Below are 13167 nucleotides of genomic sequence, written 5' to 3'. Positions count from 1 at the left end.
GCTCTGACCAAGCTTCAGCCTGTTTTTTTGGCCAAACCGACCACAAGCTCCTTTAATTCCGCTATTTCCGCTCTCAACGCAGCCAGTTCGGTCTGGTCGCCGGAGGTCTCGCTTAACTCGCTTATTTTGTAATGGGCTTCATTGGTAGGGGCTTCATTGGAAATGACCGGCTCCTTAGCGGTATTAGCACCGGCATTAGCATTAACCTGCTCATCCGCCGCATTGGCTTTGTCCAGATTGGTTACAATAACGCCTACAATTAAATTCATAACGATAAACGTACCGAACAAAACAAAGGATACAAAATAAAGCCAGGCCCAAGGGTATATGTCCATAAGCGGCCTCATCATGCCGCTTGACCAGGAATCCAGCGTTATGATCTGAAACAGCGTCAGCAGCGAGGCGTGAAGGGAGCCAAACAGTTCCGGCATAGCCTGTCCAAACAGCATGGTGCCGGCTACGGCAAAGATGTATAGAAGGATGGATAGCAGCAAGGAAATATTCCACAGCGATGGCAAAGTCATCAGCAGCGCGTTAACCAATCTCCGCAGGGACGGCATCACGGAAATGCTTCTAAGCAGACGCAGCACCCTCAAAATCCTCAGAACCGTTACAAACGAACCTCCGGTAAACAGATGCCCGCTTAACACGATAGCAAAATCGAACACATTCCAGCCGTCCTTGAAATAGGAGGCTTTGTTCGCGGCAATTCTTAACACGATTTCTACCGTAAACAGCCATAGCAGCAAACGATCTACCCAATTAATCCATGGAAGATAGGCATCGTATACGGCGGGGTAAGTTTCAAGGCCAACCAATAAGGCATTAATCAAAATAAGAAGCAATACGCCATTTCTAAACGGGGCAGATTGAATCAATTTGCCGAGGCTCAAATAAAACCCTCCGTTTCGGGAATAGTTGACTATCCAAAATAACGGACAGACGGAAATGCACTATTTTACTCTACCAGATCAAAAAGAAGCTTTCCACCCGCCAACGGGAAAAGCCCCATCCATTTACACTGGAACTAGTGAAATGAATGGAGCCTTATTTTGGCGTCTTTTGCGTTAGCATTAACCGTTGACTTGCTTGGCTTCGTCATACAATCCCGCCATTCCGCCGTATAGCGCAACCTTTCTTAAAGCTTGCCGATGTTGACGCGAAACCATTCGGGTCCTTGCTCGATGTACTCCCATGTAAACTTCTCAGGATGCATGGATTGGAACTGAAAGCGAAGCGGCACAGGATCATGGTCATTGATCAGAAGCATGGCTTCACCCGGCTCCAGGTTGTTGAAGGTTTCGAAAATCACTTTATGCTTGAGCTGTGGCGGATATTCAGTCGCATTGACGGTAGCTGCAAATTGGCTCATTGTTAATTCCTCCCGGTGTTAGGTTTGTTTTGCCCCCTCATTATAAGACAGGAGCAGGGAGGTCCTTATGAGCCGTGTCACATATTTTCCAACTTGCCAGGACGCTTTTTTCGCAGGTTAATCGGAGGCGGGTCAAGGGAATATCCCTGGTATTAGCCGGAACTAATCTGGGACTTTAATCCGCGAAGGTCAAAAATAATGATTTGATTGCGGCTCACCTCCAGCAGCTCCTCCTTATTTAACTGGCTTAGCAGGCGGTTTACCGTTTCACGGGTTGTACCGACGGAAATGGCGAACTCCTGATGGGTCATGGGCAAATCAATGACACATATGTTGTCCTTGAACTTGCCTAGCTGATCCGCAAGCTGAAGCAGCAGCGTAATGACGCGGTGTTTGACATCCTGTCCGGTCAATCCCTGGATTTTTTCCTGAAGCTCCCGGATTTTATCGCCAAGAACAGTCATCATTTTAATGCCGATGGACGGGTAGTTTAGCATTAGCGTCTCGAACTGGGATACCGGTATGGCGAGCAGTCGTGAATCTACAATAGCCTCCGCGGTTGCAGGATAAGGATGGGGGTGAAAAAAGCCGATATGCGGAAACATGTCGCCGGTGGACAAAAAGGAGACAATTTGATCATGGCCGTTTTCGTCAGTCTTGAAGGTTTTGATTAGCCCTTTTTGTATAAAATAAACACATTCCTTCTCGCTGCCTTCTGTAAATAGGATGGAACGCCGCGATATGCGGCGAGAGATGGCTATTTCCGCTACCCGCTTCAGCTCTTGCTCGCTGAGATCGTGAAACAGGTTAGTTTTGCGAAGAAATGGAATAATGATTTCAAGATTCATTTGAATGCTCCTTTCCAGACTGGCTTGTTTATGTACCGCTATTATACTGGAAAAAAGAAAGCATTACGGTTGCAGTTGCAACGTGAAAGGCAAAACGCTGCTGATTTGCAGTCCTATTTTGCATTCTTGCCTTTTCATTCTCTGCTTCTATGCGGGCAGGACGCTTGGCGTATAATGATAGAGATAAAAGGAGGAATGAAGCATGCTGCAAGATAAAGTGTTTCGTTATGGAGCGAAGGAAATCCAGCATTTAAAAGCTAATGACCCCATGCTTGGAGCTGCTATCGAGCAGCTTGGCAGCATTCAGCGAGTCATTATGCCGGATGCATTTCAAGCGCTGGTCTATGCCATTGTGGGCCAGCTCATATCCGTAAAGGCGGCGGATGCCATCTGGAGCCGAATGGTGCAGCATTTAGGCGATATCACATCGGCCAATTTGGCCGGCTATGACGTGGAAACCATTAAAAGCTGCGGGCTGACAATGAAAAAAGCACAAACGATTCATCACCTATCAACCCGGATTGAAGAAGGCAGCTTTTCGATGGAGGAGCTGAAGCAATTGCCGGACCAGGAAGTGATGGCTCTATTGAAGGGGATAAAAGGGGTAGGACGATGGACGGCGGAAATGGTGCTGATTCACGGGTTGGAGCGCCAGGATATCGTCAGCTTTGGCGATGCCGCCATACGGCGAGGAATGATGCGTTTGTACGGCTTGTCCGAGCTTGATGAAACAACCTTCCAGAGATATCGGGCAAACTATTCGCCGTATGGCACTGTCGCTTCTCTCTATCTGTGGGCGCTGTCGACCTGACAACACCGCTAAAGGGCTGCTTAAGTTGCTCTCTGTTCAAGCTCCAGCAGCTTCGTTTTCATATCTATTCCGCCGCGATAACCGCTTAACGCCCCGTTTTTTCCGATGACGCGATGACATGGGACAATGATCAGCAGCGGATTGGCGCCAATTGCCGATCCGACGGCGCGCACCGCCTTGGGCTTGCCGATGCTCACCGCAATTTCGGAATAGGAGCGGGTTTGGCCGTAAGGGATGTCGCAAAGCGCTTGCCAGACAGACTCCTGAAATGGTGTTCCTTGCAGATGCAGCTTGAAATCAAATGGTGCGCTGCCGCCGCTCAAATAAGGAATGAGCGCATTGGCATACGGCTGCAGCATGTTGTCGCTTCTCTCCAGCTCCCATTGGGGATAACGCGAGGACAGCCACTGCTCGAGCTCCTCCAGGGGAGCGTTTTGCGAACCGATGAAGCATAATCCTCCCTCATGAACGGCAAGATGGAGATTCCATTCCCCATGCTGCAGCAGCGACCAATAAATCGTTTTTGTTTCGGGTTTAGAACGGTTCATGTTTGTGCTCCTCGTTTCTTTTATGTTTGCTGCGGTAGGCCTCCGGCGTCAGACCCGTCAGCCTTTTGAATACGGTTATAAAATAAGGCGCATTGGGCCAGCCGACCTCCTGGCCGATTCGCGCCGCCGAATCTGATGTTGAAGCAAGCAGATGCTTAGCGCGGGAAATCCGAAGGTCTTGCATATAAGCCAAAGGCGTTACTCCTTTAATTTTTTTGAATGTGCGGTGAAAATGGTAGGGTGTCCCGTGACAAGCGTCCGCCAGCTCCTGCAGCGTCAACGGCTCCTTATAATGGCGTTTTACATAATCCGCCGCTATGGAGATCCATTCTTCATCCGGCATTGCCATGCCTGTCGGCTTGCACCGCTTGCAGGGCCGAAACCCGGCGGCAGCGGCTTGCGACGCATCGTTAAACGCCATAACATTTTCGCGCCTGGGCACCTTTGATTTGCAGGAAGGCCGGCAAAAGATACCGGTCGTTTTAACAGCGTATATGAAAACTCCGTCATAGCTTTTATCGTTGTCCGAAACAGCATGCCATTGCTCGTCCGAAAGTTGCTTTCCAAAGTGTTTTCCAAAGTGTTTTGCAAAGCTTTCTCCAACGTATTTATTGTTTTCTTCCATAGTGCCGCCTCCTTGCAAACAGTATAACCTCCCGAATGCCATCTGTGTTTATTTTCAAATGGAAAAGCAAGATCGCAAAATAGGGGCTATAGCAGAAGCGGCATAAGAGCTTGGGCCAACGCCAAGGCGCCAGCTTCAATCTGCTCCTCCGGAATGCCTCCAAAGCCAATAAGCAGCTCCCGCTTCAAGCCGTTTGTCCCGCGGCCGATAGTGTAAGGATATGCCGGAGCAATTCGAACACCGGCCTGCTTGGCCGCTTCTGTCAATATATCTTCACAATTGCTGGACGTAACGCTCATCACAAGATGAAGACCGGTTACGGCAGGTTCCACGGAGCATTTTTCGCCAAAGGAGAGCTTAAGGGAATCCTTTAGCACATTCATTTTGCGCCGGTAAACATTTCTCATCCGCCGGATATGCCGTTCAAAATGGCCTTCGCGAATAAAATGCTCCAACGTTCGCTGATAGATCCGCGGGGAAGAGGGCTCAAACATCAATTGCTGGCCCAGCTTGCGGAAGGCGGGCAGCATGCCTTTTGGAAGCACCATATAATGAATGCACAGCTCTGGCGCGAGCACTTGAGGCATGCCGCCCAGATAAATGACATTGGCATCCGGCGCCATTCCCTGCAAGGCAGGTATGGGCTGGCCCCTATACCTCAATTCGCCGCCGTAATCATCTTCGATAATGCAGCCGCCCGTGGAAGCCGACCATTCCAGCAGCCGCAGCTTTTCGGCGGCGCTCATCGCCCGGCCGCTCGGGAACTGATGGGACGGGGCAATCGAAAGGATGTCGGCCGAAAGTTTCAGCGGACTAGCCTCGGCTATGCCGAAGCTGGCGTCAGCTTGCCCCGCACCGTTTGGAATTACGTCCCGCGGGCTTTCGTCAATTGCCCTTGCACCGTTTGGAGTTACGCCTCCCGGGCTCGCGCAAGTTGGCTTGACGTTGAATGGAGTTGCGTCACTGGGGCTAGCGCTAGCTGGACTTGCGTCACATGGAATTACTTCAGTTGGTCCTTCATCGCTTGACGCTGCAACACTTCTATTTGCAATGCCGACTCCCGGAATATCCAGCGGCACAACAGTATAACCTGCCGAGCGAAACGCTTGCGGGATGAGCGGGTAACAGGGATTTTCGGCAGCCAATATACGGCTGCCATTGTTCAGCATCAGCGTTAAATAATGCAGAAGCAAATGCTGCTCTGCCCCAATGACCACCTGCTCCGGTTCACAGATAACTCCGCGGGAGCGAAAGAGATAGGAGCTTATCTCCGAACGAAGCCCCCATTCCCCTTGCCTATCGCCGTAAAATAACAAAGAATCCCCATCATCTCTCATCACGGCATTCAGCATGCGTCTCCACACCGAAAACGGGAAAAAGGAGAAGTCATTTTTGGCAATATGGAAATCATAGAGATAGACTGAGGTTCGCGTAAAATCGTCTGGACGCTGTTTATGCGGTCCCGCCGCTTTGCCGGAGACAAATTGCTGCTGCGACTGCCTCTCCGTTGCTTTGCCAAGGGGGGATTGTTGCGATAGCCCCTCCGTCGCTTTGCCCAAGTGGGCATGTTGCGACTGCTTCTCCGTCGCATTGTGCAGGTCAACAAGCTGCATCTGCATGTCCGGCATATCCGCAACAATGTATCCGCTTTTGGCCTTGGCGATCAGATAACCTTCCGCGCAGAGCTGCTGATAGGCGCTTTCAACAGGCGTAATGCTGAGATCGAGATGACGGGCCATGGCTCTTATGGACGGCATACGCTCTCCCTTGCGCAGCTTCCCTTTTTTCATATCAGCTGCTATGGCTTGATAAAGTGCAAGATACAGGGGCCCGGAAGTGCTCTCCCTATTTAAATAAGGCTCATAATTCATGGCAGGTCGCTCCTGTATGATAATCTGTCGTCTTTATTTTTAATAAACTGTATATTTATCAATAGACAGTTTGATGATAGCATGAAGTACAAGCTCAATAAAGCCGTTTCCCCTCAGGTAAGGGACAGATAAGGCAGGGTTGCACAAAACGAAACAAGAAGGTAGGGAACGTTATGAAAAAGCCTGTACGTTTTTTGGAAGGAGCATCTGTATATTTGCGCCCCTTTGAGGCGGAGGATCTTGACTGGTATTTCGATTCGCTGCATGATTGCGAAACGCGAAGGCTAACCGGAACGCAAAAACATTTTACAAGAGAGCAAATTGATTCTTATATGGAAGGAAAGAGGGAGGACTCCTCTTCGGTGCTGCTCCTTATCGCGAAAAGTGAGGATGATGCGCTTATCGGAGATATTGCGCTTCAGGATATTGATCCCTTAAACCGCAATGGCAATATTCGAATTGCATTATTTAATAGCCAAAATCAGGGAAAAGGGTATGGAACGGAGGCGTTGGAGCTGCTCCTGGAATATGGCTTTGGCATCTTAAACCTGCATCGGATCGAATTGAATGTATATGACTTCAACAAACGGGCGGCTCATGTATATGGAAAGCTTGGTTTTAAGGAAGAAGGCATTCAGCGCGAAGCTCTGTATTACAATCATGCCTACCACGATTCCATTCTTATGAGCATTCTGGAGGAGGAATACAGGGAGATTAGAGGAATAGGCCGGAAAGCCTAGTTTTTTGATCAACGGCAATTTGATCAACGGCAAGAAGCGGGCGGACGAGGAGCCGTTATGTCTAGTGGGGTTTTGTGGAACTTTGCGGGCGAGCGGACAGCTCAAGTATACCTGGGGGAGAAAGTCCGGGAGGAAGTCCTGCAAGCTGAAAAATAAGTCTGTGACCGGATTGTCATTTGAGGCGCTTTCTGATTCCCTATAAGGAGGGGACAGAAAGCGTCATTTGGCATTTAAAGGCTATAAGGAAGCCATTTGACTCTGTCTCGGCTCAGATGATAGGGTAGATTATGGAAGTATATTTTTTCGGGAGGGAAAGTCATGACGGAATTAAAGCTAACGGTAGATTATGATGAATATGAAAATGGAAAACGGATGGAGAACGAGATCGAAAAGCTGGCGAATTCGCCGGAAAGCGCCCAACTGTCCAGTCTTATTATCGGGGAGTGGGGCCAATCCTACGAAAACAGCTCAAAGGAAACCGTAGAAGCGCTGGTTAAGCACAGCGCACGTTTCCCATCGCTTCGCAAGCTGTTCATCGGAGATATGAGCTCCGAGGAATGTGAGATCTCCTGGATCATTCAATCCGATTTGTCTCCGCTGCTCTCCGCTTTTCCCGAGCTGCAATCCCTAACGATACAAGGCGGCAACGAGTTGGAATTAAGCCGTCTTGAACACGATAAATTAGAGGAGCTTATTATTATAACGGGCGGCTTGCCCCAAAGCGTGCTTAAGAGCATAGCCGGCGCGAATTTGCCCAACCTGCGCAAGCTGGAGCTGTTTCTTGGCGTTGAAGATTACGGCTTTGACGGAGGCTTGGAGGATGTCATGGGCGTTATCCCGCCGGGCAAATTCCCCAAGCTGACCTATTTGGGCTTGAAAAACAGCGAGCTGCAGGATGAAATTGCGATTGCATTGTGCGATCATGATATTTTGGAGCAGTTGGAGACGCTGGATCTGTCGCTTGGCACGCTTAGCGACAAAGGCGGCGAGGCGCTGCTGGCCTGTCCTCGCATCAAGAGCTTGAAAAAGCTTGATTTGAACTATCATTTTATGTCGGATGAGATGGTTAGCCGGTTTGAGTCAAGCGGACTTCCGGTTGATGTCAGCGATCAACAGGATCTGGACGAAGAGGAGGACTGGCGGTATCCATCCATCACGGAATAACGGAAACGCCGGGGCCGTCGCTGCTTCCGGGGTTCGGAGCGCCCTAGGTGAAGGGCGGGCACAGCTATCTCAACCTCTTATTGTAATCGGTCAGCCGGGGGATAAACGCACGGAGGGGATACAATCGGCGCTGGCAAAGCTGGCCCTGCCGCCCGCCGTTGTGGTTTCATATGCCGATGTGCTGCAGGGAGAGGGCGCGTTGACTAGAGCGGCGCAGGCCTTGGAGTCGCCGCCGCTATTGCGATTGGAATCGCCCGGCGGCAGCTTCCAAACGGAAAAGGCGCTAATAGCGCTGGGTGCGCCGGACGCGGCGGGGGAGGGAGACGATACGCTGCATCCTCTTCCCGATCATCCCGGCTCCTGTCCGTTAAGCGCGTCATCCGCGCTCCGGCTGCCCGAGTTGCCAGGCGTGCTGCATCACCCCGGGCAATGGTTCCGGGGGTATTGCAGACTGCTGGCAAAGCTGCGGCGAGAAGCGGAGACGGCGCTGCCGGGAGCCACATGGCTAAACGATCCCAAGGAAATCGCCCTGATGACGGACAAACGCCGTACGCAGGAGGCGTTAACCCTGGCGGGCGTTGCGGTACCGCGAATAATCGGCGGAGCAGCGGCGCCCCCGACGGATTACGAAACCTTGCGCGAGGCGATGGCGGCGGAAGGGATTTATCGTGTATTTGTGAAGCTGGCCTCCGGCTCTGCGGCCTCCGGCGTCATTGCCTATCAGGTTAATCCTGTGACCGGCGCGGAAATTGCCATGACAACCATCGGCGTGGAGCGTTATGTGACGCGCCCTCCCGTTTATTACAACAGCGGCAAGCTGAAGCGTTATACGGAAAGCGGCGAAATCGCCGCTATTGTGAATTGGCTGTACAAGCATGGCGCTCATGCGGAGCAATGGATTGCCAAACGCCGCGCAGGGGGCTTGGCCTCCGATATTCGCCAACTGGTAGCAGGAGGAAAAGCCGGCCACGCCGTTGTACGAGCCAGCAAAACGCCGGTTACGAATCTTCATCTGCGAAGCCAGCGGATGGACGCCGACGAAGCGGGCTTGTCGACTGAGGTTCAGGAGCAGGTGCAGCGTATCGCCTTGCAAACATCGGCGGTTTTTCCGTACTCTTTTTCCATGGGAATCGACGTGCTTGTATCGGAGGGCGCGCAGCGCTGTTACGTGACGGATGTGAATCCGTTTGGCGATTTGCTCTATGGCGTCCGGCATGAAGGGTTAACGCCTTACGAATGGGAAATGGCTTTGTTGTTCGGGCGAAGCGGCGGAGCTTGAAGCCGCCGCTTTTTTCGCTTTTTTTCCTGACAATTTGAATACCCTCCAGAGGTGGATAAATACGATGACGGATATGAATGCCGTTGTAGGCACGCATGACATTTTGATGATTACACTGGATACGCTGCGCTACGATGCCGCCGTGCTGGAGGAGGCCAATTGCCCCCATTTGTGCGGCAGCGGCCCATGGGAAAAGCGTCATACGCCGGGCAGCTTTACCTATGCGGCGCATCATGCTTTTTTCGGCGGTTTTTTGCCTACGCCCGCCACAACGGACAAGTCGCAGCATATCCGGCTGTTCCATTCCAGCCGAACAGGGCTGAAGACGCATCCCCATACCTGGCTGTTCGATACACCCGACGTTGTTTCGGGTTTGGCTGCGGAGGGGTATAAGACGGTGTGTATCGGCGGCGTTATTTTTTTCAGTAAAAAAGTGCCGCTGGCACGGGTGCTGCCGGGTTATTTTCAGCATAGCTATTGGCGTATGAACTTTGGCGTAACGAATGCGCGTTCCACAGAGAACCAGGTCAATCACGGCATTAAGCTGCTGAATGATACCCCGCTTGACCAGCGGCTTTTTATGTTTATAAATGTATCCGCCATTCATGGCCCAAGCCATATCTATGTGGAAGGAGCGCGCAAGGATTCCGTAGAAACCCAGCGGGTGGCGCTGCGTTACGTGGACGGGGAGCTGGGACGCCTGTTCCAGGCCTTCCGCGAGCGGGGCAATCCGGTGTTTTGCCTTGCTTTCTCAGACCATGGAGAGGCCTTCGGCGAGGATGGCTACCACGGCCATCGGCTGGCGCATGAGACGGTATGGGACGTACCCTACCGGGAGTTTTTTCTTTAAAAGCAGAGGCCGCGTTCTGATGCGATATCATGCGAAAATATGTAATTTAATATGAAATCATGCGAATTAGTGCGAATTAGTGCCAATTGATGCGATATAAACCTGCCGCTAATCGAGGGTGATCCTTCCGGAGAGGCTTTCCAAGAAGCCTTTCGTGAGACTTCGATAGAGGCTTTCACATACAACAAACAAAGATATATCCATTTTGGAGGGGAAAAAGGCCATGATGACCAACACACATACTGAACTAAGGGACTATATCGCGGCTAATCCGTACCGCTCCTATCTATATTCCTACCCCCATAAAACCTCCTATCAGGCCATAGAGCCGCCGCTTACCCTTCATGAGCTGTGGAGAGACGAGCCGGCAGAATCCTTGTTTCTGTATATGCATATTCCTTTTTGCGGAGCGCGCTGCGGCTTCTGCAATCTGTTTACGCTGCCCGACAAGCGCGATGATGTCCATGTTCGCTACGTGGATGCGCTGGAGCGCCAGGCGGAGCAATGGGCCAGCCTGATTACCGGCAAGCCTTATGCCCGTTTTGCCATTGGCGGCGGTACGCCGACGCTGCTCTCCGCGGAGCTGCTGGAGCGGCTGTTCCGCATTACGGTGGACAGAATGGGCGTTGATCTGCAGACGGTATCCATCTCCGTCGAGGTATCCCCTGAAACGATTGACGAGGAAAAGCTGGACGTGCTGGAGAAAAACGGAACGGACCGGGTCAGCATGGGCATTCAAAGCTTTGTTGCTGCGGAATCCGAAGCGATATACCGGCCTCAGAAGCCGGAAATTGTCTATAAGGCGCTGGAGCTGCTCAAAAGATATCGTTTTCCGATACTGAATCTGGATTTAATCTATGGACTTCCGGGGCAAAGCCTGGAGAGCTGGCTTTATTCGCTCGGCGAAGCGCTTCGGTATGAGCCGGAGGAGATTTTTTTATACCCGCTCTATACGCGAGAGCATACCATCGTGAAGCCGGGTGAAATCGCAAAGCAGTCCGATATCCGGCTGGCATGTTATACGGCGGCAAGGGAGCTTTTGCTCAGAAGCGGCTACCGCCAATATTCCATGCGCCGTTTTGCCAAAATAGCCGCTCCGGGCAGCGGAAAGCAGCTGCTGGACTATAGCTGCCAGGAGGAGGGAATGGTCGGCCTCGGCTGCGGGGCCCGCTCCTATACCCGAGGCGTGCATTATTCCTCCCGTTATGGAGTCAGCCGCAAAGCGACGGAAAGCATCATAGCCGACTATGTGGCGGCGAAGTCCTACGAGCATGCCGATTACGGAATTAGGCTTGGGCTTGAGGAGCAGAAGCGGCGTTTTATTTTGAAGGCCATTTTGCATGTGGAGGGTCTTGCGTTAAGCCATTACAGGGACCGGTTTGACTCTTCGCCGATGGACGATTTTCCAGAGCTGCGGCTTCTTGTGGAATCAGGTTTGGCTGGTTTGGCTGGATCGGAGGGCGACACGCTGCTGCTGACGGCTGAAGGGCTGAGCTATTCGGACTCTATCGGCGACTGGTTTATTTCCGGGGAAATTAGAAAACGAATGGAGGCGTTTGTGCTGCCATGAATGCGGTAGTGTATTATCGCGGCTCACTCTCCTCCTGTAACTATGATTGCCCCTATTGTCCCTTCGGCAAAACGAGAGACAGCGCGGAGACGCTGGCAAAGGATAAAAAGCAGCTTGAGACATTTGTAGATTGGGCAGGAGAGCAGGGCGGCAAGGGACATAGACTCTCCATTTTTTTTAACCCGTACGGAGAAGGACTCATTCATCGCTGGTACCGCGAGGCTATGATTGAGCTATCCCATATGGAGCATGTAGATAAGGTTGCGATTCAAACGAATTTATCCTGCAATCTGGACTTTGTGAAGGAGCTAAATGTCGGAAAAGCGGCATTATGGGCAACATATCACCCCGGACAGGTGAGCGAGGAGCGATTTTTGGCCCAATGCCTTAAAGCGTATGGACTTGGGATGCCCTTTAGTGTAGGTAGCGTCGGGCTTAACAGCGCCTATCCCGCTATTGCTTCCCTTCGCCAAAAGCTGCCCGAGGATGTTTATCTCTGGGTTAATGCGTACAAGGACAAACGCAATTATTACAACGAAGAGGATCTGGCCGCTTTTCGTTCCATCGATCCTTTATTCAGCTTGAACGTTGCGGATTATGAAAGCTACGGCAGGTCATGCCATGCGGGCCGGAGCGTTTTTTATGTACAAGGGGCGGGTCAGGTCAAGCGCTGCTACAAGGATAGACGGGTCATCGGCAACTTGTACCGGGACGGACTGGAGGGTTTGTCTGCCGACAGGCCCTGCGGGATGAAAGCCTGCGATTGTTACATCGGCTATATTCATATGCCGGAGCTTGAGCTTGAGGGAGTATACGGAGCGGGCTTGCTGGAGCGAAATCCCGTTGGTTTTAGCCATGCTAAAGCGGCGATAGGGCGGCCCTTTTCCAAGGATGCTTGATTCCCGATTAACAATTGATCAGAAACCGATGGAACAAAAATTGATGGAACAGCACTCGATTGAACTTGGATTGATGGAACAGCACTCGATTGAGCTTGGTCGAACTCGGTTGAGCTGTACTCGATTAAACAAAACTTGATTGACAGCATTCGGTTGAACAGAACTCCATTTGATTAGACTAAGATTCAAAGAAGCGGTTTTAAGCTAATCGAATCACTTATATGGTTGTAGTGATAGAGATAGATGCAAATGCAGATACAGAGATCGTGATCATAATCGTGATTGAGTAGATAGCTTTACAGGTTTAGTGAGCAAACTTCTGAAAAAAAGTGTGCGCGCTGCTGGTTATGTGTGATGAATCATTCAATGTTATGTAGAAGAGGCTACAAGCTGGTAATTTTGTACGATGAAACGTACAAAGCACAGAAAAAGAGACGGCTCGCTCGCGATTTTGTACGATGAATCGTACAAAGCACAGAAAAAGAGACGGCTCGCTCGTGATTTTGTACGATGAAACGTACAAAGTATAGAAAAAGAGGCGTATCGCTCGCGATATTGTACGATGAAACGTACAAAGTATAGAAAAAGAG

At 51.1% G+C, this 13167-nt stretch carries 13 protein-coding genes; 7 read left to right on the top strand and 6 right to left on the bottom strand.

Annotation, left to right across the window (positions count from 1 at the left end):
* Positions 1–14: 14 nt before the first annotated feature.
* The 3 genes from A7K91_RS20690 to A7K91_RS20680 form a co-directional block, all read right to left on the bottom strand.
* Complete coding sequence (locus A7K91_RS20690) at positions 15–893, bottom strand: ion transporter (RefSeq protein WP_068686298.1); 879 nt, start codon at positions 891–893, stop codon at positions 15–17.
* A 245-nt stretch (positions 894–1138) separates the two neighbouring features.
* Positions 1139–1372, bottom strand: a complete 234-nt coding sequence (locus tag A7K91_RS20685) for a DUF2249 domain-containing protein (RefSeq protein WP_068686296.1) — start codon at positions 1370–1372, stop codon at positions 1139–1141.
* A gap of 152 nt (positions 1373–1524) precedes the next feature.
* Complete coding sequence (locus A7K91_RS20680; protein WP_082967634.1) at positions 1525–2220, bottom strand: Crp/Fnr family transcriptional regulator; 696 nt, start codon at positions 2218–2220, stop codon at positions 1525–1527.
* 202 nt (positions 2221–2422) lie between these two features.
* Here A7K91_RS20680 and A7K91_RS20675 point away from each other — a divergent pair, with 202 nt between their 5' ends.
* Positions 2423–3031: a DNA-3-methyladenine glycosylase family protein gene (locus tag A7K91_RS20675; protein ID WP_068686294.1), complete on the top strand. Its 609-nt coding sequence runs from the start codon at positions 2423–2425 to the stop codon at positions 3029–3031.
* Positions 3032–3051: 20 nt separating this feature from the next.
* Here A7K91_RS20675 and A7K91_RS20670 read toward each other — a convergent pair whose 3' ends face one another.
* The 3 genes from A7K91_RS20670 to A7K91_RS20660 all read right to left on the bottom strand — a co-directional run bounded on the left by A7K91_RS20670 (position 3052) and on the right by A7K91_RS20660 (position 6075).
* Positions 3052–3579: a methylated-DNA--[protein]-cysteine S-methyltransferase gene (locus A7K91_RS20670; RefSeq protein WP_068686292.1), complete on the bottom strand. Its 528-nt coding sequence runs from the start codon at positions 3577–3579 to the stop codon at positions 3052–3054.
* Positions 3566–4204, bottom strand: a complete 639-nt coding sequence (locus tag A7K91_RS20665) for a bifunctional transcriptional activator/DNA repair enzyme AdaA (RefSeq protein WP_068686290.1) — start codon at positions 4202–4204, stop codon at positions 3566–3568. Before A7K91_RS20665 ends, A7K91_RS20670 begins: the two co-directional genes overlap by 14 nt.
* Before the next feature lie 86 nt (positions 4205–4290).
* Positions 4291–6075 carry an aminotransferase-like domain-containing protein gene (locus A7K91_RS20660; RefSeq protein ID WP_068686289.1) on the bottom strand — a complete coding sequence of 595 codons (1785 nt, stop codon included), beginning with the start codon at positions 6073–6075 and terminating at the stop codon, positions 4291–4293.
* A 173-nt stretch (positions 6076–6248) separates the two neighbouring features.
* Here A7K91_RS20660 and A7K91_RS20655 point away from each other — a divergent pair, with 173 nt between their 5' ends.
* The 6 genes from A7K91_RS20655 to A7K91_RS20630 all read left to right on the top strand — a co-directional run bounded on the left by A7K91_RS20655 (position 6249) and on the right by A7K91_RS20630 (position 12577).
* A complete protein-coding gene (locus A7K91_RS20655; RefSeq protein ID WP_068686287.1) occupies positions 6249–6815 on the top strand; it encodes a GNAT family N-acetyltransferase in 567 nt (188 codons plus the stop codon).
* A 318-nt stretch (positions 6816–7133) separates the two neighbouring features.
* On the top strand, positions 7134–7979 hold the full coding sequence (locus A7K91_RS20650; RefSeq protein ID WP_068686284.1) for an STM4015 family protein: 846 nt from the start codon (positions 7134–7136) through the stop codon (positions 7977–7979).
* Positions 7915–9258 carry an STM4014 family protein gene (locus A7K91_RS20645; RefSeq protein ID WP_169833436.1) on the top strand — a complete coding sequence of 448 codons (1344 nt, stop codon included), beginning with the start codon at positions 7915–7917 and terminating at the stop codon, positions 9256–9258. The genes A7K91_RS20650 and A7K91_RS20645 overlap by 65 nt, the downstream gene beginning before the upstream one ends.
* A 64-nt stretch (positions 9259–9322) precedes the next feature.
* Positions 9323–10108, top strand: a complete 786-nt coding sequence (locus A7K91_RS20640) for an STM4013/SEN3800 family hydrolase (RefSeq protein ID WP_068686282.1) — start codon at positions 9323–9325, stop codon at positions 10106–10108.
* Positions 10109–10331: 223 nt separating this feature from the next.
* Complete coding sequence (locus tag A7K91_RS20635) at positions 10332–11678, top strand: STM4012 family radical SAM protein (RefSeq protein ID WP_068686280.1); 1347 nt, start codon at positions 10332–10334, stop codon at positions 11676–11678.
* Positions 11675–12577: an STM4011 family radical SAM protein gene (locus A7K91_RS20630; RefSeq protein ID WP_068686279.1), complete on the top strand. Its 903-nt coding sequence runs from the start codon at positions 11675–11677 to the stop codon at positions 12575–12577. Before A7K91_RS20635 ends, A7K91_RS20630 begins: the two co-directional genes overlap by 4 nt.
* Positions 12578–13167 lie beyond the last annotated feature (590 nt).

The sequence above is a fragment of the Paenibacillus oryzae genome, assembly GCF_001675045.1.
GTDB classification, from domain to species: Bacteria; Bacillota; Bacilli; order Paenibacillales; family Paenibacillaceae; genus Pristimantibacillus; species Pristimantibacillus oryzae.
Note: the sequence above shows the minus strand (reverse complement) of the source record. Positions and strands in the feature narration are given on the sequence as shown.